Here is a 20,847-nt window from a genome sequence, read left to right as displayed (position 1 = left end):
GACCGGCATGAAGATCCAGGCAGCTGTTCTCGACAAGATGGGCGTGGCCGCGCCCTACGCGCAGAGCCGTCCGCTCGCCATCCGCACCGTGGAGCTCGACCCGCCGGGCCCGGACGAGGTGCTGATCAAGATCGCGGCCGCGGGCCTGTGCCATTCGGATCTGTCGGTCATCAACGGCGACCGGCCGCGGCCGATGCCGATGGCGCTCGGCCACGAGGCCGCGGGCGTGGTCGAGGAGGTCGGGCCCGGCGTGCGCGACCTGCAGCGCGGCGACCATGTCGTCGTCGTCTTCGTGCCGAGTTGCGGCCATTGCGCGCCCTGCGCCGAAGGTCGACCCGCGCTGTGCGAGCCGGGCGCCGCCGCCAATGGCGCCGGCACGCTGCTGTCGGGCGAGCGGCGCTTGAGCCACGACGGCGTGCCGCTGAATCACCATCTCGGATGTTCGGTCTTCGCCGAGTACGCCACGGTGTCGCGGCGCTCCGTCGTCAAGATCGATCCGACGGTGCCGCTGGACGAGGCGGCGCTCTTCGGTTGCGCGGTGCTGACCGGTGTCGGCGCGGTGGTCAACACGGCGCAGGTGCGCGTCGGCGCATCGGTTGCGGTCATCGGGCTCGGTGGCGTAGGCCTGGCGGCACTGATCGGCGCGCAGGCCGCGGGCGCGCGCCACATCATCGCGGTCGACTTGTCCGACGCCAAGCTCGAGCAGGCCCGCGCGCTGGGTGCGACGCACACCGTCAATGCCGGCGATCCGGCAGCGAAAGAGCAGATCCGCGAAATCAGCGCCGGCGGCGTGGAGTACGCGTTCGAGTTCGCGGGCTCGATCCGCGCGCTCGACCTGGCCTATGCGGTGACGCGCCGCGGCGGCACCACGGTGACGGCCGGGCTGCCGCCCGCGGGTGCCAGCTTCGGTCTGCCCGCGGTCAGCCTGGTGGCGGAAGAGCGCACGCTCAAGGGCAGCTACATTGGCACCTGCGTGCCCTCGCGCGACATCCCGCGCTACATCGCGTTGTACCAGCAGGGCCGGTTGCCGGTCGACAAGCTGCTGACCGGGCGCCTGCGGCTGGACGAAATCAACCACGGCTTCGACCTGTTGCACGAGGGCAAGGCCATCCGCCAGGTCGTGATCTTCTCCTAGCAGCCGCGTGGGCCGGGCACGCGGGCGGCCCGCCTAGAAATCGACCAGGCTCAGCCCGATGCTGAGCACGGTGCGCTTGCGGTTGTAGTCGACCAGCGTGTCGCCGTAGCCGTAGAACAGCTGCGTATGGAAGCGCAGATTGCTTTTCACCGGGTCGCCGATGGCCTTGAGCCATTCGAGCCGGATCGAGCCGCGCCCGCTGTCGCGCAGGTTGTTGCGCACGGTGACGCCGAGGGTGTTGTCCTTGTTGAAGTTCCAGCGGCCGGTGAGTTCGGCGCGGCCGATGTAGTCGGCGATGTCGGGGTTGTCGTCGTTCGCGGGATTTTCATGGATGCGCTGCCAGATGCGGCCGGTGAGGGTGAAGCTGTCGCCCAGCTCCGCGCCGCCCATCAGGTAGACGCGGTTCCAGCTGCGCGAGTAAGGGAGGCTCTGGCCGTTCGATTGATGCACCAGGCCGAGTCCGCTATAGCGCCAGCGCCAGCCGCCCCAGAGCGCGACGTCGGTGGGATAGACATAGATCAGCTCGGGCTCGTGATCGGTGGTGCGGAACGGCCGCGAGATCGCGCCGTTGAATACCTGCCAGGTGGACTGCTGCGTGTAGCCGAACCAGAGCGAGTCCTTCTTGGTCGGATCGTTCGAGGTCAACAGCCCTTGCGCGAGCTTGGTGCGCATCGACAGTCCGATGCGCATCTCGTCGGCCTGGTAGGCGATGGGCGTGCCGGTATGGTCCGGGGACGGCGAGGTCGGCACCTGCGGCCGGCCGTTCGCTGCGGAGAACGAGACGTTGAGCGGCCGGTAGCCGCGGAAGGTGAAAGTGCCGCAGTCGCTGCCGTTCTCGAGCTCCCAGAAGCGCGAAAGCGCGGAGTACTGGCGATCGCGGCAGCCATCCTCGGTCGCCACGGCCACCACGCGCGTCGCCGGCACGGACGCATCGACCGGCGGCGCGGGCTGAGTGCTGGCGAGCACGGGCGGCGCCGCAGGCACCGCTGCCGACGGCAGCGTCTGCTGCTGGGCCCAGCGGTCGAAGCAGGCCAGGCGCGCGTCCTTGTTGTCGGCCAGCCGCTGGCATTGCTGCCAGGTCAGCTGCGCCTCGGCGAGGGGGCTCGGCGGCTTGTCCACGGGCTGCGCCTGCGCACTCGCGATGCCGCCCAGGCAGGCGGCGAGTGCCATGGTGGTGAGAAAGGATGCTTTCATTGCGAGCTGCCAGTCTTGTTCAGCACGAAGGAACGCGTGCTGTCGTCGGCGGCGTTGCGCCAGGCTCCCCGGAATTCCCTGCCGCAGGAGCCGGCCCGCAGTTCGCCCGACCATGTGCCGCTGATCGTGCGGCCGTCCTGCGATTCGTCGATGGCAAGCACGCCGTCGTCGTCGATGTCGCCCGCGAGTTCGGCCGTCGTGCGCGGCGCGTCGTCGCCGCCGCGCGTGATGGTGCCTTTCACGCCGGCATAGTCGGGATGCCTTGCGAGCTGCACCACCGCGATGCCGGGCACGCCATCGAAGCGCGCCTCCCAGGTGCCGTAGAGCGCGTCGACGGGCAGGTCCTGCGCGCTCGACGGACAAGTAGGCGGGGCTGCCGGTCGCGGCGCATCCTGCGCGAATGCGCCGAGAGAGATCGCGCACGCCGCGATCAGCAGGACCGAGGGCAGGCTTCCTTGCCTCATGGCGCTGCGGCCGCGGCCGCAGCGGCGCTTGCATTGTCCTGAACCTTGCGCGCGAATTCCGCGCGCAGCGCCTTGAGCTTCTCGCGCGGATCCTCCTTCGCGGTGCTCTTGTCGAGGGCCATCTCGGCGATGAAGCGGCTGGGCTGTGCGGCCACCATCTCGCGGCCTTTCTTGCGCCGCTTGGTCCAGCTCACGGCCAGGCTGCGCTGCGCGCGCGTGATGCCGACGTACATCAGGCGGCGCTCTTCCTGCAGCCGCTCGAGCGTGCTGTCGCTGATCATCTCCTGCCGGCCGCCGTCGTCGTCGAGCTTGAAGGGCAGGAGGCCCTCGGTCACGCCGACCAGCATCACGTGCGGCCATTCGAGGCCCTTGGCTGCGTGCAGCGTGGAGAGCGTGACGACGTTCTGGTCCTGCTCGCGTTCGCTGATGGTGGAGAGCAGCGAGATGGTCTGCGCCACTTCGAGCAGGCTCTTGCGCTCGCTCGCCACGCTCGCGCCGGAGGCATCGTCGATCTGGCCGCCGCAGCGCTGCGACATCCAGTCGCAGAAGTCCATCACGTTGGTCCAGCGGCCCGCGGCGACCTGCTCGCTGTCCTCGCCGTCGTAGAGATGCTTCTCGTAGTCGATCTCCTTGAGCCATTCGGCCAGGAAGGCGCGCGCATCCTCGGCGCCCATGGTGCGGCGCGCGCGGTATTCGAGGTCGTTGATGTAGCGGCCGAATTCGTGCAGGCCTTCCTGTGCGCGCTTGGGCATCACGCTCGGCAGCGAAGGGCTGAACAGCGCCTCGAAGAGGCTCAGCTTGTACTGGCTGGCGAAGGTGCCGAGGCTGGCCAGCGTGGTGTGGCCGATGCCGCGCTTGGGCGTGGTCACGGCGCGCAGGAAGGCCGGGTCGTCGTCGTTGTTGACCCACAGGCGGAACCAGCCGCACAGGTCCTTGATCTCGGCGCGATCGAAGAAGCTCTGGCCGCCGGAGACCTTGTAGGGGATCTGCGCCTTGCGCAGCGCCTGCTCGAAGACGCGCGCCTGATGGTTGGCGCGGTAGAGCACCGCGAAGTCGCGGAACTCCTTGTGCTGTTCGCCCTGCGTCGTGGCATCGCCGGCGCGCAGGCTCTGGATGCGCGCGACCGTGCGCTCCGCTTCGTGCGCTTCGTTGTCGGCATCGACGATGCGCACCGGTTCGCCTTCACCGAGTTCGCTGAAGAGCGTCTTCGGAAAGAGCTTCGGGTTGGGTCCGATCACGTTGTTGGCCGCACGCAGGATCGCGCTGGTGCTGCGGTAGTTCTGCTCGAGCTTGATGACCTTGAGTTGCGGGTAGTCGATCGGCAGCCGCTTCAGGTTGTCCAGCGTGGCGCCGCGCCAGCCGTAGATCGACTGGTCGTCGTCGCCGACGGCGGTGAAGCGCCCGCGCTCGCCGACCAGCGCCTTGAGCACCTCGTACTGCGTGGCGTTGGTGTCCTGGTATTCGTCGACCAGCACGTGGCCGAGTGCGGCTTGCCACTTGGCGCGCACCTCGTCGTGCTGCTGCAGCAGCTTGAGGGGCATGCCGATCAGGTCGTCGAAGTCCACGCTCTGGTAGGCGGCGAGCCGTTCTTCGTAGCGCGCCATGATGCGTGCCGTGATGCGCTCGTTGTCGTCGGCTGCCTGCGCTTCGGCCTGGGCGGCGTTCAGGCCCATGTTCTTCCATTTGCTGATGGTCCATTGCCAGATGCGCGCGGTGGCCGCGTCGGTGGTGCCGCCGGCGTCCTTCAGGATCTTGGTCACGTCGTCGCTGTCGAGGATGCTGAAGGCCGGCTTCAGGCCGAGCACGGCGCCGTCCTCGCGCATCATGCGTACGCCGAGCGCGTGGAAGGTGCAGACCACCACCTTCTTCGCGTCGCGTCCGATCAGCCCCTTGGCGCGCTCGCGCATTTCGGCCGCGGCCTTGTTGGTGAAGGTGATGGCGGCGATGCGTTGGGGCTCGAGGCCGGCCTGGATCAGGCGTGCGATCTTGTGCGTGATGACGCGCGTCTTGCCCGAGCCCGCGCCCGCGAGCACGAGGCAGGGGCCATGGAGATAGTTGACGGCTTCTTGCTGCGCGAGATTGAGACCGGAGGACATGAAGGGAGCGGGCGAGCGGAACGCGAGCGCAAAGCGGTCAATGATACGGGGCGGCGCCTCGCCCGCCGACAATCGCCGCGTGCTGCAGATCTTCCTCGTCACCCTGCCTTTCTTCGCGCTCATCGCGGCGGGCTATGCCGCAGCCCGCGGCGCTGTGCTGCCGCTGGCGGCGATCCCGGGTCTCAATACCTTCGTGCTGTATTTCGCGTTGCCTTGCATGCTGTTTCGCTTCGGCGCCGGTTCGCCGATCGGCCAGTTGCTCGATGGCGGCGTGGCGCTGGTATGGGGCGTGTGTGCGTTGGCGCTGGTCGGGGCGACGGTCGCGTTCGGCCGCAACGAGCGCATCGGATGGAATGACGCGTCCTTCGGCGCGCTGGTGGCGGCGTTTCCGAACACGGGCTTCATGGGCGTGCCCTTGCTGATCGCGATCCTGGGCTCGCAGGCGGCGTCGCCGCTCATCATCACGATCGCCTTCGACATGATCGTCACCTCGTCGCTGTGCATCGCGCTGTCGCGCCTGGACAGCGCGGACGGGCATGGCGCTTCCAGGGCGATCCGGCAGGCGCTGCGCGGCATCCTGCAGAACCCGATGCCTTGGGCCATCGTGCTCGGCGGGCTGGTGTCGGCATCGCGGCTTGCGCTGCCGGGGCCGCTGGACCGCACGATCGCCATGCTGGCCGATGCGGCATCGCCGGTCGCGCTCTTCACCATCGGTGCGGTGCTGGCGCGCTCGGCGTTGCTGGCGCGCGAGCATCGCGCCAGCGGGGTCGTCGCCAGCGCGATGGGAAGCGGCGCGGAAGCTGCACGCGAAGCGCCGTTGCGCGACGTGCTGCCGGTGGTTGCGGTCAAGCTGGTCGTGCACCCGCTGCTGGTCTATGGCGCCGCGCGCTGCGCGATCGCGCTCGGCGTGAATCTGGGCGCTTCGGCACTGGCAGCGATCGTGCTCGTCGCCGCGCTGCCGAGCGCCAGCAACGTCTCGATGCTGGCCGAGCGTTTCGGCGCCGACAACGGACGCATCGCCCGCATCATCCTCTGGACCACCGTCGCGGCCTTTTTCAGCTTTCCCCTGGCCGTGAAGCTGTTCAGGGGCTGAGCACGCCGAGCTTGTAGGGATCGGCGTCGGACAGCACTTCGCAGCGGGACATGTCGCGGCCCTGCGTGCCGTCGCAATAGAAACTGTTGTAGACGCGGCCGAAGAGCGTGGGCGTGGAGGTGAAGAGCACGCCATGGTCCGGTTGCCAGCGCTCCTTCGGCGCGCTGGCCGGGACGGCGGCGACCGCGGCGGCGGTGGGTTGGGGGCCGTCCGCCGGCGCGGTGATGAATTCGGCCAGTGTCTTCTGCGCACCGTCGCCGCGCCAGCGATTGGTCAATTCGCCTGGCTGAGGCCTTGTACCGACCGGAATCAGCAGGCCGTTGATCTGGAATCCACGCCCGAAGCGATGCTCCTTGCCCGCCAGGAACGCGTAGGCGCAGGCGGCGTAGCACTGGCCCCGGGCTTCGGTATTGACGCCCGTGGCCTGGATCGCGCGCGCATAGTCGCCGGCGACCTCGGCCGTGCCGCCCAGGGAATTCTCGAAGACGACGGTGCGTACCTTTCCGCTGGCCAGATGGTCCGTGAAGGCCTTCATGGCGCTTCCGTCGAGCATGCCGGTGACCACCAGGTGGTTGCCCTCCAGCGTGACTTCGGCCGCCGACGCGGCCGCGCCGGCACCCGCAAGCAAAAGACCCAGCAGAACCACGAACGGCGTCTTCACGGCATTTCCTTTTTGCTCGAACTCGGAGCGAATGTTGCTGCCTTGTCGCTGTGCCAGCGTATCAGCCCATCATCAACCCTGGTTTCAGAATATCTCCTACGCCGCCTTCGAATATCAGGACATAGTATTAAGTATTGCCTTTGGCTAATGCTTCTGTTTTCAGTAGTGCTGGTAAAGTTGGCCAAGGTGGTTTTTCGATCGGGAGACTGGCATGACAACTTGGATGCGCGGGGTGCTGTTGGTGATCTGGCTCGCCGGCGTCAGCTGGCTCTGGCATGCGGGCGTGCTGGGAAGCGCAGCGACGCTCGCGGCGTTCGCCCTGGGCTTCGCGGCGCTGGCATGGACCTCGACGTGGAGTCGGCGCCGACGTTCGGCCCTTCGCTACATCGAAATGGGCAAGCAGCCGGTCAGCCTTCTCTGAGTCGCACGGCCGGCTCGCGGCTCAGATCATGTGCGGATCCACATCGATCAGCCAGCGGATCACGCCCTTGCCCTCGGGCCCGCGGCGCAGTTCGTGCAGCATGGGCTGCCACGCTGCCAGGAACCTTTGCAGGGCCGCACGCGAGCGGCTTTCGACGAGCATCTGTGCACGCTCGACATTGGCCACGCGCTGGATCGAGAGCGGCACGGCGGGGTAGCGCGTCACCTGCTGCGCATCATCCAGGCTTGCCGCTGCCGCGCTGGCGGCATTCAGGTAAGCCTGCGCCGTCTCCTGCGTTCGCGCGTCGGCTCGCAGCAGGGCCTGAAAGGCGAACGGCGGCATGCCCGCGGCGGCGCGCTCTGCAAGTTCATCGCGTGCGAATGCAGGGTAGTCGTGGCGTCGCAGCGCCGCAAAGAGCGGATGCTGCGGATGCTGGGTCTGGATCCACATTTCCGCGGTCGCGCCTTGCGCTGCAAGGTAAGCGGCATCGCGGCCCGATCGTCCCGCCGACTGCATCAACAGACCGAACAGGCGCTCCGGGGCGCGGAAGTCGCTGGAGAACAAGGCGCCATCGGGATTGACCGCAGCCACCAGCGTGATGCGACGAAAGTCATGGCCCTTGGCGATCATCTGGGTGCCCACCAGCACGTCGACTTCGCCCCCGTGCACCGCGGCGAGCTGCGATTCGAGCGCGCCTTGCCTGCGGGTGCTGTCGGCATCGATGCGGGCGATGCGCACGGCGCTGCCGTCGGGCCGTTTGACATCCGCGAAGAGGGCGCCCAGATGCTCTTCGAGTTGCTCGGTCCCGCGGCCCACGGGCGCGATGTCGGGGTTGCCGCACGAAGGGCAGGCGCGCGGCACGCGTTCGGTGTAGCCGCAGTGGTGGCAGCGCAGCGTGCGGTCGATCTTGTGGAACACGCGATACGCGCTGCAATGCGGGCATTCGCTTTTCCAGCCGCAGTCGCCGCAGGCCAGGACCGGCGCGTAGCCGCGCCGATTGAGGAACACCATGCTCTGTTCGCCGCGCGCGATGCGCTGCGAGATCGCCTCCAGCAGCGCACCCGACAGGACCGTCCTGGGAGGCTGGAGCGTCATGTCGACCAGCCGCACGGCCGGCAGCGCCGCCTCGCCGATGCGCGAGGGCATCGCGAGGCGCAGATAGCGGCCGCCGGGGTCCGGGCCATCGGGCGGTCTGCTCTGGTGCCAGCTCTCGAGCGACGGCGTCGCCGAGCCGAGCATGACCTTGGCACCTTCGCGCTGGCCGCGCCATACGGCGAGATCGCGCGCCGAATAGCGCGCGCCTTCCTGCTGCTTGTAGCTCGGGTCGTGCTCCTCGTCGACCACGATCAGCCGCAGTGCCGGCATCGATGCGAAGACCGCCATCCGCGTGCCGAGAATGATGCGGGCGCCGCCGCTGTGCGCGGCCAGCCAGCTCGCGAGCCTCTGGGGGTTCGTCATGCCGCTGTGCAGCGACACCACGGCGCCAGCGCCGAAGCGCTCGCCGAATCGGGCTTCGAGCTGGGGTGTGAGGTTGATTTCGGGCACCATCACGAGCGCCTGGGCACCGGGATCGCGCTGCAGCAGCGCCGCCACGCAGCGCAGGTAGACCTCGGTCTTTCCGCTGCCGGTGCTGCCGAAGAGCAGGAAGGGGCCCCGCTCGGCTTCGAAGCTGGCCAGGGCCGCAGTTTGCTCGACGCTCGGCGCCGGCAGATCCCTGGCGCTGCCGGCGACGGATTCGCCCCGCGCGCTCTGCCGCTTGAGTCGTCGCACAAGCTGCACTGCCGTCAGGTCGCGCAGCGCAGGTGGCAGGGCGGCGAGCGCGATTTCGCCGAGCGAGCGCTGGTAATAGCGGGCCGCGAAAGTCACCAGATCACGCCATCCTTCGCTCAGCGCGGGCAGGGCGTCGAGCACGGCGCCCAGGGCCTTGAGCGGCATCGCAGGCGCAGCGTCATTGCCGGCTTCCTGCTGCGGATGCACTGCCCAGACCACCCCGAGAACCTCGCGGGAGCCCAGCGGCACGCGGACCAGCGAGCCCGGGTCGGGGGCCACGGTGCTCGTGTAGCTGAGCAGATCGCCCAGCGCGCTGTGCGCCGGGGCTTGGACTGCGACGTCAACCCGCCAGTTCAAGACAAATTCACGCTTTGAGCGTTCGTTAAAGCAATTTTGAACAAAGCGGCTTAAGTCGTTGATTTGTTTGCGCTTTGCAAACGATCCAGAGTTTGTGTGGATAACTTTGTTGATATCCGGCCCCGACTCGTCGCCAGCCCTTGAAAATCAAGGCTCCGGCTGGAATGCACGGAAAAAAAGCAAAGTTCAAATCCCATATGAATCAACAACTTAGCGTCGCTATCGCTTTAGGAGCAGGTGGCGAGACGGCTCGGATGTTTTTGCGCACCGCAACACGGGTTTTGTGCATAAGTCAGTCCGTCCTCACCGTTTCGTCCTTGACAAACGCGCGCGAGTCGATCTCAGGTGCTTACATCGCATAACAATCAACTCAGGCGCGCATGGCGCGCGATTGCGCGTGCACGGCGTGGACCAGCGCCGCGACATGGTCGGGTGGCGTGAACTGGCTGATGCCATGGCCCAGATTGAAGATGTGAGTGGGCCCCGTCGCGCTGCCGTCGATGTGCGGTCTTCCGAAACTCTGCAGCACTTTCGTGACCTCGGCCTCGATGACCGATGGCTGCGCGAACAGCACGTTGGGGTCGATATTGCCCTGCAGCGCCTTGCCGTTCGGGCCTTCACCCACGAGCGCCCTCGCGCGACCCAGGTTGACGGTCCAATCCAGACCCAGGACTTCGCAATCGAGCGCATGCATGGCCTCGAGCCAGAGTCCGCCGCCCTTGGTGAACACGATGCGCGGCACCGGCTGGCCGTCGGCGCCATCGCGCCGGAGCTGCGACAGCACGCGCTTCGTGTAGGCGAGGCTGAAGGCCTGGAAGGCGCCGTCCGCCAGCACGCCGCCCCAGCTGTCGAACAGCATCACGGCCTGCGCACCGGCGTCGATCTGCGCGTTGAGGTACGCGGCGACGGCATCGGCATTCACGGCGAGCAGGCGATGCATCAGGTCGGGGCGGCTGTAGAGCAGCGTCTTGACTTGCCGGTAGTCGCTCGACCCTGCGCCCTCGACCATGTAGCAGGCGAGCGTCCAGGGGCTGCCCGAAAAGCCGATCAACGGCACCCGGCCGTCGAGTGCACGGCGGATCGAGGCGACGGCGTCGAACACGTAGCGCAGCTTGTTCATGTCGGGCACTTCGAGCGCGACGATCGCCGCTTCGTCGCGCACCGGCCGGGCGAAGCGCGGCCCTTCGCCAGCCTCGAACGACAGGCCCAGGCCCATGGCGTCGGGCACGGTCAGGATGTCGGAGAACAGGATGGCCGCGTCCAGCGGATAGCGCTCGAGCGGCTGCAGCGTGACCTCGGTGGCGAAGTCGACGTTGGTTGCCAGCCCCATGAAGCTGCCGGCCCGGGCGCGTGTCGCCACGTACTCGGGCAGGTAGCGTCCGGCCTGTCGCATCAGCCAGACCGGCGTGTGCGGGGTCGCTTGGCGCCAGCAGGCGCGTAGGAAAGTATCGTTTTGCAGAGGCGCGAAGGGCATCCCGCGATTGTCGCAGGCAGCCCGGTCGGCCTCAGCTCTTGTACTTGATCGAGCAGCCGTAGGGTCTGCTGGCCGCCACCGAGATCGCCTTGCCGCCGAAAGCTTCGCCCAGTGCCTGGCTCACGTAGTTGGTGGCGGTCTTGATGTCGTCGACGCGCGTCGAAGGCATGCTGTCGATGCCACCGGCATACACCAGCACGCCTTTCGGGTCGATGATGAAGAGATGCGGCGTGGTGCGTGCGCCGTAGGCCTGGCCGATCACGCCGTCCTCGTCCATGAGGACGGCGGTGGGCGATGCCGCGTGCTCCTTCATCCAGGCTTCGAGCGCCGGCGCCTGGAGGTAGTCGCTCGCCGCGCGTTCGGTCGAGTTGATCGCGAGCCAGACCACGCCCTTGTCGGTCGCGGCCTTTTGGGTGGCGGGTATGTTCCCGCTGCCGTAATGCTTGCGCACGAAGGGGCAGCCGGGGTTGGTCCATTCGAGCACCACGAACTTGCCCGCGAAGTCGGACAGCCGATGCTGTTTGCCGCTGGTGTCGACGGCGACGAAATCGGGCGCCTGCTGGCCGACGGCCGGGGCGGCGATGGCGTTCGTCCCCATCAGGAAGGTGGCGCCGAGCGCCACGGCCGCAGCCATCACGGCGCGGCGCGAGGCACGGCTCAGCGCTGCACGCGCGTTGCGTGCGGCACGGTAGGAGCGCGAGTTGGAGGATGACGTCGAGGTCATGGTCAGCGTGAACTCCGGTCAGAAAAATTCAACAACCGCGACAGCTTAGAACGGTTTCCTCATCTGCTTGTGACAACCCGTTGCGGCGCAGGGTCAAAGTGCCGCGAGCGCTGCGCGGACCTCGTCCTTGCTCAGAATCTCCGTCAGCACGACGGGCGGCTTGCCCGGCGCCTGGAGCACGTAGACCGGCACACCGCTGCGGCCCAGCGCCGTCAGCGCCTCGGTGATGGCCGGATCGCGGCGCGTCCAGTCGGCGCGCAGCATGGCCACTTTCCTGGCGTCGAAATCGGCCAGCAGCGCGGCATCCGACAGCGTGCTGCGCTTGTTGTACTGACAGGTCACGCACCAGGCCGCCGTGAAGTCGACGAACACAGGCCTTCCCGACGCCGCGAGCTCGGCGGCGCGTGCGGCCGACCAGGTTTGCCAACGCCCGCCCTCGGAGGCCGCGACGGCCGGCGCGGCGTTTCGAAGCACGTTGCCGCCGATGGCGGCGCCCAGCAGCGTGGTGACGATGATCAACAGGCTCGCCACCACCATGCGCGTGCGGCCGCGCAGCGTCAGCGCCCAGACGATGGCCGCCAGGCACACCAGCAGGCCGAGCAATGCGCCGACGCCGTCGATGCCGCTCTGCTGGCCGAGCACCCAGACCAGCCAGGCCACCGTGGCGAAGATCGGGAATGCGAGCAACCTGCGCACGGTTTCCATCCACGCGCCGGGCCTGGGCAGCAGGTGCGCCACCGCAGGCACGAAGCCGGCGGCCAGGTACGGCAGCGCCAGGCCGAAACCAAGCACCGCGAACATCAACAAGGCCTGCGCGGCGGGCAGACTGATCGCGAAACCGAGCGACGCGCCCATGAACGGCGCGGTGCAGGGCGAGGCGATCACCACTGCCAGCACGCCCGACAGAAAATCGTCGACGACCGGATGCCGGGCCTGCGCCGAGCAGAGCGAGACCGGCGCCAGGGTGCGGAACTCGAACACGCCGACGAGGTTGAGCCCGATCAGCGTGAACAGCACCGCGAGCGCCGCGACCACCGCCGGCGACTGCAGTTGGAAGCCCCAGCCGAGCTGTGCGCCGGCAGCGCGCAGCGCCAGCATCGCCCCGCCCAGCGCCAGGAACGAGAGCACCACGCCGGCCGCGTAGGCCAGCGCAGCCCGCCGATGGCCGTGGCCGTCATCCGCGCGGCGGGTGAAGCCCAGCACCTTGATCGCCAGCATGGGAAACACGCAGGGCATCAGGTTCAGCAGCAGGCCGCCGAGCAGCGCACCCAGCAGCGCCGTTGCAAAACTGCCGGAAGGTTGCAACGGCGCTGCCGCGGCGGCGGCGTTGGCTGCGAGTGCCGCCGTCAGCGCCGGCGGTACCTCCGTCTTTGCCGCAGCGGCGGGTGGCCAGTCGCCGCTCACCGGCGCTTCGGTGCGCCAGGCGACCGGCTGGCCCGCTTGCCGATCACTTTCCGCGAGCGCCACCACGATCGGCATCACGGCCGGGCTTGCGCTGCGCTGGTCGTCCAGCGGCATGTCGGCCGTCCAGCTGTCCCCTTGCCAGGCCTGCGTCCAGTCCTTGCCCTGGACCGCCGCCGTGTGGATCACATCGCCTGTCTCGGGAAAGAATTCCAGCGTCTTGCCACGCACGAACGCCGGCAGGCCGTCGAGCCGCACCTGCAGGCGCTTGCCGACCACGGCGACTTCGCCGGGTTTCGTCAGCGCCGCGGGCTGCGCGGCCAGCGCGGCATCGAAGTCGCTCTTGTGCAGCGCGGTCGAACTCTGGAGCGGCAGCTTGAGCAGGAACTCGCCTTCCTCGGGCACGCACTCCTGCCGGCAGACCAGCCAGGAGGCCTTGAGCCGGACATCGAGTTCGCCGCCGCCCGTGAGCGCCAACGGTGGCTTGAAGTCCGGCGCCACGGTCAGCGGCACCGGCAGCAGCACGGTGCCTTCGTAACCGTAGTTGGCCAGGTTGCCGATCGGGATCTTCTTCGGCACCGGCCAGGCGATCTCGCCGGCGGAAACGCCGGCCGGCAGCGACCAGGCGAGTTCGGTCGGCAATCCGGAATCGCCAGGGTTCTTCCAATAGGTGTGCCACTGCGGCTGGTGCGTGATCTGCAGCCCGACCCAGATCGGCACGCCCGGCGCGACGCCGTCCGGCGCATCGGCGATCAGTTCGGCCCGCACGTGCGGCGTCGTGACGACGGATCCGACCCGGGAGGACAGTTGCGCGGCCGCCGGCATGCAAGTGGCGAGCGCGGCGAGCAGGATGCCCGCGAAACGAAGAGGAAGCGAAAAGGCCATGCAGCTCAATCGGAGCGGCCGCGGTGGGCGAAGTTCCGGCCGAAACTCATGACGCCCATCCGAGCACGACCCGGCGGCTGTTGGCGCTCTTCTTCTCGATCTTGGTCACGACCACGGCGCCGATCTCCTGCGTGTTCGCCACGTGGGTCCCGCCGCAGGGCTGGAAGTCGATCTGCTCGGCATCGCCGATGCGGATCGTGCGGACCGTGCCGGTGCCGCGCGGCGGCTGCACGCTCATGCTCTTGACGAGCGCCGGATTGGCGTCGAGTTCGTCGTCGGTGATCGCGCCCACCGTGAGCGGATGGGCCGCCGCGACCAGCCGCGCGAGGCCGACCGTGAGCAGCTCCTTGTCGAGCGGATCCGTCATGTGGAAATCGAGCCGTGCGTACTCGGGCGTGATCGAGCAGCCGTTGACCGGCTGCGGAACCAGATGGCACAGCAGATGCGTGGCGGTGTGGAAGCGCATCAGCTTGTGGCGGCGTTCCCAGTCGAGCCGGACCGTCACCGCATCGCCCGGCTTCAGGCCGGCGAGCAGATCGGCCTGTTCGGGTGCGGGCACGTGAAGGATCTCGGCCGTCGGCCGGCCTTCGGCGTCCTTGGCCTTGCGCGTGTCGGCGATCGCGAGTTCGCGGCCATCGGGCAGCAGCAGGCGGCCGCTGTCGCCGGCCTGGCCGCCGCCCTGCGGATAGAACACGGTGCGGTCGAGCACGATGCCGGCCTCGTCGACGCGCAGGATGCGCGCCTCGCAGTCGCGCAGGTAGGCGTCGGATCGGAACAGGTCGTCGGTCATCGCCCGATGGTAGCGGCGCTGCCGCTCCGGGGTGCGCTCACGCCGGAAAGCGCCCACAGCGGGCCGCCATTTGGCCGTCCGCCGCGCCAAGCCCGCTCAGCCGCCCGTGCCTTTGCGCGCGGACGATGCGCGTGCCACCAGGTCAGCCGCCGGCCCGGCCACCGCTCGGCGGCTCAGGTCGCCTCGCAGGTGGTCGAACAGCAGATCGATCGCCTCGTGGGCGACCTGCTCCAGGTGCAGATCCACGGCCGTGAGTGGCGGATCGCAGGTGCGCGCGCGAACACCGTCGTAGCGCGTCGCGACCATCACGTCCTGTGGAATGCGTCGGCCCGCTTCGGCGATCGCCTTCACCGCGCCGGCCGCGAAGGCGTCGACCGGCACGCACAAGGCGTCGATGTCGGGATGCGCCGCCAGCAGCGCATGCGCCGCTTCACGGCCGCCATCCTCGCCGCGGACTTCGTCGGCCAGCGACAGCAGGAACGGCTGCCTTCGCGCGGTGACGACCTCCCGGTAGGCCGCCTGCGCCTCCAGATAGGAATTGCGCTGCGCGGAGCCCAGGATCATCGCGACCTTGCAGGCCCCCTGCGCGTAGAGATGATCGAGCAGCAGCCGCGTGGTCTGCGCGGAATGGATGTCGACGTAGGGTACCGCGCTGCGGGCGCCGCCGGGCTTTCCGATCGCCACCACCGGCAAGCCCCGGCGCTTGAGGTACTCCATGTTGGGATCGCCGGCCGAGGGCTCGATGACCAGCGCGCCGTCCACGTCCAGAAGTTCCAGCGGAACCTGTCCGCTTTCCATCGGCGGTGCCAGCACCAGGGCCAGACTGCGATCGAGCGCCGCGCTGGCCGCGACCGCCGCGATCTCCATCAGGAAGCCCAGGCGCGACGGGCCGCCGGCCACCGCGAAGGGCATCGACGACAGCAGAACGATCATGTGCGCTTCGCCGGTGCGCAGCCGCTGGGCATGGCGGTTCGGCTGGTAGCCCAGCTTGAGCGCTGCCTTCTCGACCCGCGCCCGGGTGCGCGCATCGACCTGGCCGCGCGCGTTCAGTGCGTGCGACACCGTGGTCGGCGACACCCCCGCTTCCCGGGCCACGTCCTTGATGTTCACCCGCCGCGTCGTATCGGGATTCATGCTGTTGACTTTTTCCAAAGCGGTGATTCAATCCCCAAATCGTTTTGGGAAATGTCCTGAAATGTACTCCACCCGCCTTCCGGCGGTTTTTTTGCCAACCTGCCCAAATCGATTTGGGTGCCAGTCCGGTCAAAGGAATCGATCATGTCCCGTGTATCCGATACGCCTGCCGTCGACGCCGTGCTGCCCCTGGGGCAACTGCTCGTGTTCGGCTTGCAGCATGTGCTGGTGATGGCGGCCGTGCCCATCACCTCCGTCTTCCTGGTGGCCAAGGCGCTGGGCCTGTCGCAGGCGCTGACGGTGAACCTGATCAGCGCGACCTTTCTGCTGTGCGGCGTGGGCACGCTGCTGCAGTCCTTCGGTCCGTGGAAGTTCGGTGCCCGGCTGCCTTTCGTGATGGTGCCGGGCGGCGCGCCGATCGTGATGTTCCTGACCATCGCGCAGCAGCGGGATCTGCAAACCGCCTCGGGCGCGGTCATCCTCACGGCCTTGTTCTACTTCGTGGTGCTGCCGGTGTTCTCGCGCTGCCTGAAATACTTTCCGAAGATCGTCATCGGCACGCTGCTGCTGCTGGTCTCGATCAACCTGGTGAAGGTGTACGGCGGCATCATCGCGGGCCGGGCCGGCACGCCCGGCTTCGCGGACCCGGCAAACATCGGGCTCGCGCTCGCAACCATCGGCTTCACCGTAGTGTTCGCGCGTCTCTTCAAGGGCATGCTGGGCCAGCTCGCCGTGCTGCTCGGCCTGCTCGCGGGCTCGATCGTCGCCGCGCTGTTCGGCATGATGGACTTCAGCGGCGTTGCAGCCGGACCGGTCTGGAGCGCGCCGACGCTGCTGCCCTTCGGCGTGCCGCATTTCGACGTGGTCGCCGCCGTGCCGCTCCTGATCTTCAGCGTCATCTCGATGGTCGAGGCCACCGGCCAGACCGTCGCCGTGGCCGAAGTCGTGGGCCGGCCGATCGACCCGCGCGACGTGGTGCCGCGCACTATCCGCGGCGATGCGCTGATGTCGCTCATCGGCGGCTTCTTCGGCACCTCGATGATCATCACCAGCGGCGAGAACATCGGCATCGTGCGGGCCACCAACGTGCGCTCGCGCTATGTGACGGCGACGGCCGGCGCGATCCTCATCCTGGTCGCACTGTCGGCACCGCTCGGGCGGCTGTTCAACGCCATTCCGTCGGCGGTGGTCGGTGGCACGGCGATGGTGGTCTTCGCGATCATCGGCACCATGGGCATCGACATGCTGCGCAAGGTCGACCTGCACGAGCGCGGCAACATGTTCGTGCTCGCGGGGGCCTTGACGATGGGCCTGCTGCCGATCCTGGTGCCGGGGCTCTACAGCAAGTTCCCGGATACGCTGCAGCTGGTGCTCGGCAACGGCCTCGCGATGGGCTCGCTCACGGCCATCGTGCTGAACATCGTCTTTCATCATTTCTCCGCTGAGCGCGCCGAGGCGGCCGTGAACGAGACGGCGCCTGCTTCGCAATGACCACCCTTCCGAACGCCATGTTCCCTGAACTCGATGTCGCGCAACTCGCGGCCGACGAGCTGCTGCTCGTCCCTGACCACCTGATGCTGCGCGACGGTCCGGTGACCGGCCATGCCGTGCTGGTCTCGGGCCACAAGTTCCACGACCTCGGTCCTGCCGAGGTGCTCGCAGCGCGCTATCCGCGGCTCGTGCCCGTGCGCCTGCCCGGCAAGCTGCTGATGCCGGGGATGATCGATGCGCACCACCATCTCACGCAGTCCTTCGGCAAGTCGCTGGCCTATGGCGAGCCGTCCGAGATCTTCCGCCGCGTCTGGGTTCCGCTCGAGTCGAGCCTGGATGACGAGTTCGTCTTTCTGGTTTCCAAGCTTGCGGCGCTGGAGTCGCTGCGCGGCGGCTTCACCACCGTCTGCGATGCGGGCACGCGCGCCAAGGGCGACATCGGCGCCATCGCCGCCGCCACGCGCGAGGCCGGACTGCGCTGCGTGCTGGGCCTGATCTGCAACGACGGCGGCAACGACAGCAGCGCCGCCGAGCGCGCGGCGCTGAAGGCGCAGGCGGAGCGCTTCCTGCAGCAATGGTCGGACGATCCGCTGGTGCACCCCTCGCTCGCGATCTCGGTGCCCGAGGCGGCCTCGGACGAGATGCTGGTCGCTGTGTCGAAGCTCTGTGCCGACGCGCGCACGATCTTCCAGACCCACGTCAACGAGCACCTGGCCTCGGTCGAGCGCTCGGTCGTGCAGCGCGGCATGCGACCGCTCGAACTGCTGGCGCATCTGGGCGCGCTCGGCCCGCAGGTGCTGATCGCGCACGGCACCCTGGTCACGCCGCCGGAGCTGAACCTGCTGCGGCAGACCGACACGGCCGTGAGCTACAACCCGGTCGCCAGCCAGTGGAAGGGCAATGCGGTGGCACCGGCGCAGATGATGGCCGCGCTCGGCATCCGCTTCGGGCTGGGCACCGATGCGACCCGCAGCGACGGCTTCCGTCTGATGGATGCGGCCGAGGCAGCGCAGAAGCTTGCCTTCGGCCTCGGCATCGGCGATGCCTCCTGCGGCGGCGGCTGGACGTGGTTCGACCATGCAACCCACGCGGGCGCGAAAGCCATCGGCCTCGGCCACCGGATCGGCGAGATTGCGGTCGGCAAGGAGGCCGACTTCCTGATCGTCGACATCGACACGCCCGAGATGTGCACCTCGGTCGATCTGACCTGGGACCTGGTGCGCCTGGGCAACCGGGACCAGATCACCGCCGTCTTCGTCGCCGGGCGCCTGCGCCTGTGGCAGGGATGGCCGCCAGATTGGGACGCCCGGGCCCTTCAGCGGCAGGTATCGCGGATCGCGCACGAGGCGATCGCCCGCGCGCCCATCCAGCGCCTGCATCCGCCCGCGGCCGAACACCGCCTTCTTTCCGCCGCCAACAGCCGGACGCCACAGTGAGCCTCGATCATCTTCTCCTCATCTCCCTCGTCGTTTTCTTCGCGGCCTTCGTCCAGGGCTCGACCGGCGTCGGCTTCGCGCTGATCGCCGCGCCGGTGGTCGGCATCCTGCAGCCGGCCTTGCTGCCGGTCTGCGTGCTGGTGCTGATGCTGCCGCTCAATCTGTACGTGGTGTGGCGCGAGCGCACGGCGGTCGATCGCGTCGGCGCGGGCTGGATCACCGGCGGGCGCATCCTGGGCACCGCGGGCGGGCTCTGGGTGCTGGCGGCGCTGAGTGCCAGCCACCTGTCGCTGTTCGTCGGCGCCTCGACGATCGCTGCCGCGCTCGTCACGCTGGTGATGCCGGCCTTCTCGCCGGGCCGGCCGGCCTTCATTGCGGCCGGGCTGGTCACCGGCGTCACCGAGACGGCGACCGGCATCGGCGGTCCGCCGCTGGCGCTGGTGTATCAGCATCAGGCCGCGCCCACCATGCGCTCGACCGTCGCGCTGTGCTTTCTCGTGGGCGAGCTGGTGTCGCTGGTCACGCTGATGGTGGCGGGGCGCATCAGCGCGTCGCAGCTTTCCGCCGCGACGAGCCTGCTGCCGGCGCTGGTGGTGGGCGCCGTGCTCAGCCGCATGGTCCATCGCCGCGTCAACGGGGGATTTCTGCGGGTCTTCGTCCAGGTCTTCGCGATCGTGTCGGGCCTCGTGTTGCTGGTGCGCGCTTTCTGAGAAGATCGCCGGATGACCGCACCTGCCAGCCGTTTCTGGTCCCGCCTCACGACGCGCGATTTCGGCGCGCTCGATCCGGCCACGACCGTGGCGGTGCTGCCGCTGGGTGCGACCGAGCAGCACGGGCCGCATCTGCCGCTCGGCGTGGATTCGACGCTGGTGGACGGCATCGTCGCGGCCGCGTTGCCGCTGCTGCCCGCCGATGTGCCGGTGCTCTTCCTGCCGACCCAGCAGATCGGCCTCAGCCCCGAACACGCGAGTTTCCCGGGCACCCTGACGCTGTCGGCCGAAACGCTGATCCGGCTCTGGCGCGAGATCGGCGCCGGCGTGGCGCGCACCGGCGTGCGCAAGCTGGTGTTCTTCAATGCGCATGGCGGTCACGTCGGTGCCATGGACATCGTCGCGCGCGAGCTGCGCGCGGCGCACGGGCTCATCGTCTACAGCGTCAGCTGGTTCAACCTGCCCCTGGGTGACGCCGGCGCGCAGTTCAGCGCCGACGAGCATCGCTTCGGCATCCATGCGGGCGAGATCGAGACCTCGATGATGCTGGCGCTCGCGCCCGAGCAAGTGGTCATGGGCGAGGCGCGCGATTTCGGTTCGACCTCGCGCCAGCGCGCGGCCGACTACGCGATCCTCGGCAATGGCAGGAGCGCCAAGCTCGGCTGGGCCATGGAGGACTACAACATCGAAGGCGCTGCGGGCAACGCCGCCGCGGCGGCGCCCGAAAAGGGCCGCGCAGTGGTCGATGCCGCTGGCCGCCAGTTCGCAGCGTTGCTTCAGGAAGTGTCGCAGCTGCCGCTCGCCACCGCGAACAACGCAAGGCAAGGCTGAGCATCCGGCGCCGCGAGTTGTCCGTGCTCAGCCGGCAATCACCGGGCCGACGGGTGCCGCTTCGTCGATCTTGATCGAGCCGTCGGGCCGCTCGCAGGTGCCGATCAGCAAGCCGCTCGCAAGCGCGTGCGCGCGCAGGGCATCGAACACCTCGTCGCGGCCCGGCGCCTGCGAGAACGTCGGTGCCGCGTCGAGCGCGAAGAGCTGGAAGGCGTAGCGATGCACGCCATGTCCCGGCGGCGGATCGGGCGGCAGCCACGCAGCCTGAAGGTACGAATTGCGTCCGGTGTGAACGCCCGTGCCCGGCGTATCGGTGCTGGCAAGCGCCGCCTCGGCCAAGGCGCCGTCGCCGGCCGGCAGGTCTACCGCGATCGCGTGCACCAGCGGATGCGGCGTCGGCGAGTCGGCATCTTCGACCACCAGCACCAGCGAGGCCGCATTCGAGGGCACGCCGGTCCATTGCACCGGCGGCGACAGGCCTTCGCCATCGGCGGTGTAGCGTGGCGGTAGGGGCGCGTGGTCGGCGAAGGCCAGGCTGGTCACGGAGATCGAGCCCGTGCCCTGGCGCAGACCGAGAGTGTTGAAGACGATCGCGTCGAGCCCGGCACGCACGTCATGCAGTGCGTGACCGATCGCGCCGGGCAGTTTTTCGAGCATGGCCCCTGTATAGCGCGTGCGGGATGGATGCCATGTAGGACGTGATTGGACAGGCATCGCGCGAATGCCCGATCCGCCGATGCGCTCGTCAGTGCGTCGGGCGGCAGTGGCTCCGCTATCATG

At 68.5% G+C, this 20,847-nt stretch carries 19 protein-coding genes; 7 read left to right on the top strand and 12 right to left on the bottom strand.

Annotation, left to right across the window (positions count from 1 at the left end):
• Nucleotides 1-7: 7 nt before the first annotated feature.
• Nucleotides 8-1,135 carry a zinc-dependent alcohol dehydrogenase family protein gene (locus tag E5P2_RS23550; RefSeq protein ID WP_162569552.1) on the top strand — a complete coding sequence of 376 codons (1,128 nt, stop codon included), beginning with the start codon at nt 8-10 and terminating at the stop codon, nt 1,133-1,135.
• A gap of 33 nt (nt 1,136-1,168) precedes the next feature.
• On the opposite strand, the gene E5P2_RS23545 is transcribed toward E5P2_RS23550, so the two are convergent.
• The 3 genes from E5P2_RS23545 to E5P2_RS23535 are packed head-to-tail and all read right to left on the bottom strand — an operon-like array spanning nt 1,169 to nt 4,889.
• Nucleotides 1,169-2,329 (bottom strand): phospholipase A, encoded by a 1,161-nt coding sequence (locus tag E5P2_RS23545; RefSeq protein ID WP_162569551.1) that lies wholly within the window; start codon nt 2,327-2,329, stop codon nt 1,169-1,171.
• Nucleotides 2,326-2,793: a hypothetical protein gene (locus tag E5P2_RS23540; protein WP_232080811.1), complete on the bottom strand. Its 468-nt coding sequence runs from the start codon at nt 2,791-2,793 to the stop codon at nt 2,326-2,328. The genes E5P2_RS23545 and E5P2_RS23540 overlap by 4 nt, the downstream gene beginning before the upstream one ends.
• The gene (locus E5P2_RS23535; protein WP_162569550.1) at nt 2,790-4,889 is read right to left on the bottom strand and encodes an ATP-dependent helicase; all 2,100 of its coding nucleotides are present in this window, start codon (nt 4,887-4,889) and stop codon (nt 2,790-2,792) included. The genes E5P2_RS23540 and E5P2_RS23535 overlap by 4 nt, the downstream gene beginning before the upstream one ends.
• Nucleotides 4,890-4,968: 79 nt before the next feature.
• Between E5P2_RS23535 and E5P2_RS23530 the strand changes: the two genes are divergently transcribed.
• Complete coding sequence (locus tag E5P2_RS23530; protein WP_162569549.1) at nt 4,969-5,982, top strand: AEC family transporter; 1,014 nt, start codon at nt 4,969-4,971, stop codon at nt 5,980-5,982.
• Here E5P2_RS23530 and E5P2_RS23525 read toward each other — a convergent pair.
• Complete coding sequence (locus tag E5P2_RS23525) at nt 5,972-6,643, bottom strand: hypothetical protein (RefSeq protein ID WP_232080810.1); 672 nt, start codon at nt 6,641-6,643, stop codon at nt 5,972-5,974. The two genes, E5P2_RS23530 and E5P2_RS23525, sit on opposite strands and share 11 nt — an antisense overlap.
• A 211-nt stretch (nt 6,644-6,854) precedes the next feature.
• Here E5P2_RS23525 and E5P2_RS23520 point away from each other — a divergent pair, with 211 nt between their 5' ends.
• Nucleotides 6,855-7,064, top strand: coding sequence for a hypothetical protein (locus E5P2_RS23520; RefSeq protein WP_162569548.1), 210 nt, complete (start codon nt 6,855-6,857; stop codon nt 7,062-7,064).
• Nucleotides 7,065-7,085: 21 nt separating this feature from the next.
• On the opposite strand, the gene priA is transcribed toward E5P2_RS23520, so the two are convergent.
• From priA to E5P2_RS23485, 7 genes are all read right to left on the bottom strand, one after another.
• Nucleotides 7,086-9,191 (bottom strand): replication restart helicase PriA, encoded by a 2,106-nt coding sequence (priA, locus tag E5P2_RS23515; protein WP_162569547.1) that lies wholly within the window; start codon nt 9,189-9,191, stop codon nt 7,086-7,088.
• A 370-nt stretch (nt 9,192-9,561) separates the two neighbouring features.
• Nucleotides 9,562-10,665, bottom strand: a complete 1,104-nt coding sequence (hemE, locus tag E5P2_RS23510; protein ID WP_162569546.1) for a uroporphyrinogen decarboxylase — start codon at nt 10,663-10,665, stop codon at nt 9,562-9,564.
• 31 nt (nt 10,666-10,696) lie between these two features.
• On the bottom strand, nt 10,697-11,389 hold the full coding sequence (locus E5P2_RS23505; RefSeq protein ID WP_162569545.1) for a thioredoxin family protein: 693 nt from the start codon (nt 11,387-11,389) through the stop codon (nt 10,697-10,699).
• Nucleotides 11,390-11,482: 93 nt separating this feature from the next.
• Nucleotides 11,483-13,675 (bottom strand): protein-disulfide reductase DsbD family protein, encoded by a 2,193-nt coding sequence (locus E5P2_RS23500; protein WP_443083526.1) that lies wholly within the window; start codon nt 13,673-13,675, stop codon nt 11,483-11,485.
• Between the two features lie 46 nt (nt 13,676-13,721).
• Nucleotides 13,722-14,465 carry an alanyl-tRNA editing protein gene (locus E5P2_RS23495; protein ID WP_162569544.1) on the bottom strand — a complete coding sequence of 248 codons (744 nt, stop codon included), beginning with the start codon at nt 14,463-14,465 and terminating at the stop codon, nt 13,722-13,724.
• A 96-nt stretch (nt 14,466-14,561) separates the two neighbouring features.
• Nucleotides 14,562-15,599, bottom strand: coding sequence for a LacI family DNA-binding transcriptional regulator (locus E5P2_RS23490; RefSeq protein WP_162569543.1), 1,038 nt, complete (start codon nt 15,597-15,599; stop codon nt 14,562-14,564).
• The gene (locus E5P2_RS23485) at nt 15,596-15,745 is read right to left on the bottom strand and encodes a hypothetical protein (protein WP_162569542.1); all 150 of its coding nucleotides are present in this window, start codon (nt 15,743-15,745) and stop codon (nt 15,596-15,598) included. Before E5P2_RS23485 ends, E5P2_RS23490 begins: the two co-directional genes overlap by 4 nt.
• Here E5P2_RS23485 and E5P2_RS23480 point away from each other — a divergent pair.
• From E5P2_RS23480 to E5P2_RS23465, 4 genes are read left to right on the top strand one after another with little or no spacing between them, the layout of a single operon-like run.
• Nucleotides 15,744-17,090 carry a uracil-xanthine permease family protein gene (locus E5P2_RS23480; RefSeq protein WP_162569541.1) on the top strand — a complete coding sequence of 449 codons (1,347 nt, stop codon included), beginning with the start codon at nt 15,744-15,746 and terminating at the stop codon, nt 17,088-17,090. The two genes, E5P2_RS23485 and E5P2_RS23480, sit on opposite strands and share 2 nt — an antisense overlap.
• Nucleotides 17,087-18,526 (top strand): amidohydrolase family protein, encoded by a 1,440-nt coding sequence (locus E5P2_RS23475; protein ID WP_197908547.1) that lies wholly within the window; start codon nt 17,087-17,089, stop codon nt 18,524-18,526. Before E5P2_RS23480 ends, E5P2_RS23475 begins: the two co-directional genes overlap by 4 nt.
• On the top strand, nt 18,523-19,236 hold the full coding sequence (locus tag E5P2_RS23470; RefSeq protein WP_162569540.1) for a sulfite exporter TauE/SafE family protein: 714 nt from the start codon (nt 18,523-18,525) through the stop codon (nt 19,234-19,236). Before E5P2_RS23475 ends, E5P2_RS23470 begins: the two co-directional genes overlap by 4 nt.
• A gap of 12 nt (nt 19,237-19,248) precedes the next feature.
• Nucleotides 19,249-20,067, top strand: coding sequence for a creatininase family protein (locus E5P2_RS23465; RefSeq protein WP_162569539.1), 819 nt, complete (start codon nt 19,249-19,251; stop codon nt 20,065-20,067).
• A gap of 27 nt (nt 20,068-20,094) precedes the next feature.
• Here E5P2_RS23465 and E5P2_RS23460 read toward each other — a convergent pair whose 3' ends face one another.
• Complete coding sequence (locus E5P2_RS23460; protein WP_162569538.1) at nt 20,095-20,724, bottom strand: YbhB/YbcL family Raf kinase inhibitor-like protein; 630 nt, start codon at nt 20,722-20,724, stop codon at nt 20,095-20,097.
• Between the last annotated feature and the right edge of the window lie 123 nt (nt 20,725-20,847).

This window comes from Variovorax sp. SRS16 (genome assembly GCF_901827165.1).
GTDB lineage: Bacteria > Pseudomonadota > Gammaproteobacteria > Burkholderiales > Burkholderiaceae_C > Variovorax.
The sequence above is the reverse complement of the archived record's forward strand: the minus strand, read 5'-3'. Positions and strand labels throughout refer to the sequence as shown.

Excerpts from the sequence above, each read along its gene's own strand:
- E5P2_RS23505 (WP_162569545.1), bottom strand. The coding sequence starts at position 11,389 with ATGACCTCGACGTCATCCTCCAACTCGCGCTCCTACCGTGCCGCACGC.
- E5P2_RS23480 (WP_162569541.1), top strand. The coding sequence starts at position 15,744 with ATGTCCCGTGTATCCGATACGCCTGCCGTCGACGCCGTGCTGCCCCTG.
- E5P2_RS23490 (WP_162569543.1), bottom strand. The coding sequence starts at position 15,599 with ATGAATCCCGATACGACGCGGCGGGTGAACATCAAGGACGTGGCCCGG.
- E5P2_RS23465 (WP_162569539.1), top strand. The coding sequence starts at position 19,249 with ATGACCGCACCTGCCAGCCGTTTCTGGTCCCGCCTCACGACGCGCGAT.
- hemE (WP_162569546.1), bottom strand. The coding sequence starts at position 10,665 with ATGCCCTTCGCGCCTCTGCAAAACGATACTTTCCTACGCGCCTGCTGG.
- E5P2_RS23460 (WP_162569538.1), bottom strand. The coding sequence starts at position 20,724 with ATGCTCGAAAAACTGCCCGGCGCGATCGGTCACGCACTGCATGACGTG.
- E5P2_RS23520 (WP_162569548.1), top strand. The coding sequence starts at position 6,855 with ATGACAACTTGGATGCGCGGGGTGCTGTTGGTGATCTGGCTCGCCGGC.
- E5P2_RS23500 (WP_443083526.1), bottom strand. The coding sequence starts at position 13,675 with ATGGCCTTTTCGCTTCCTCTTCGTTTCGCGGGCATCCTGCTCGCCGCG.
- E5P2_RS23475 (WP_197908547.1), top strand. The coding sequence starts at position 17,087 with ATGACCACCCTTCCGAACGCCATGTTCCCTGAACTCGATGTCGCGCAA.
- E5P2_RS23540 (WP_232080811.1), bottom strand. The coding sequence starts at position 2,793 with ATGAGGCAAGGAAGCCTGCCCTCGGTCCTGCTGATCGCGGCGTGCGCG.
- E5P2_RS23485 (WP_162569542.1), bottom strand. The coding sequence starts at position 15,745 with ATGATCGATTCCTTTGACCGGACTGGCACCCAAATCGATTTGGGCAGG.
- E5P2_RS23545 (WP_162569551.1), bottom strand. The coding sequence starts at position 2,329 with ATGAAAGCATCCTTTCTCACCACCATGGCACTCGCCGCCTGCCTGGGC.
- E5P2_RS23495 (WP_162569544.1), bottom strand. The coding sequence starts at position 14,465 with ATGACCGACGACCTGTTCCGATCCGACGCCTACCTGCGCGACTGCGAG.
- E5P2_RS23550 (WP_162569552.1), top strand. The coding sequence starts at position 8 with ATGAAGATCCAGGCAGCTGTTCTCGACAAGATGGGCGTGGCCGCGCCC.
- E5P2_RS23535 (WP_162569550.1), bottom strand. The coding sequence starts at position 4,889 with ATGTCCTCCGGTCTCAATCTCGCGCAGCAAGAAGCCGTCAACTATCTC.